The organism is Peribacillus frigoritolerans, assembly GCF_030676415.1.
GTDB lineage: Bacteria > Bacillota > Bacilli > Bacillales > DSM-1321 > Peribacillus > Peribacillus frigoritolerans_A.
The window spans coordinates 1-353 of record NZ_JAUUTW010000117.1 but is presented as its reverse complement, the minus strand read 5'-3'; the positions used below and the strand labels follow the sequence as shown (position 1 = coordinate 353).

Below are 353 nucleotides of genomic sequence, written 5' to 3'. Positions count from 1 at the left end.
GTTCCCATTCCGAACACGGCAGTTAAGCTCTTCAGCGCCGATGGTAGTTGGGGGTTTCCCCCTGTGAGAGTAGGACGCCGCCAAGCAATGTTTATCACATCAATTAGGATTCATAAACCCGTATAAACAGGTTCAAATCCTATCTACGCATTCTAAACCTTAGGATTATCCTAAGGTTTTTTTGTATAAATTCCACAATTCGTTGGAAAGGCTTATTAATAGCATAATTTTGGTAGGGGGCTTCTCGAATGACCAGTAAAGAAGAAATCCTGGACAATAAACAAATTCTTCATTCTTTTGCGAAATGGTTAATGGGTCAAAATAAATCCGATGGTACGATTAAAACCTATGTG

General features: G+C 39.7%; 1 rRNA gene. It reads left to right on the top strand.

From position 1 onward, the window contains the following. Positions 1-86, top strand: a 5S ribosomal RNA gene (gene rrf, locus Q8G36_RS29515); the annotation flags it as partial. Positions 87-353: the final 267 nt, after the last annotated feature.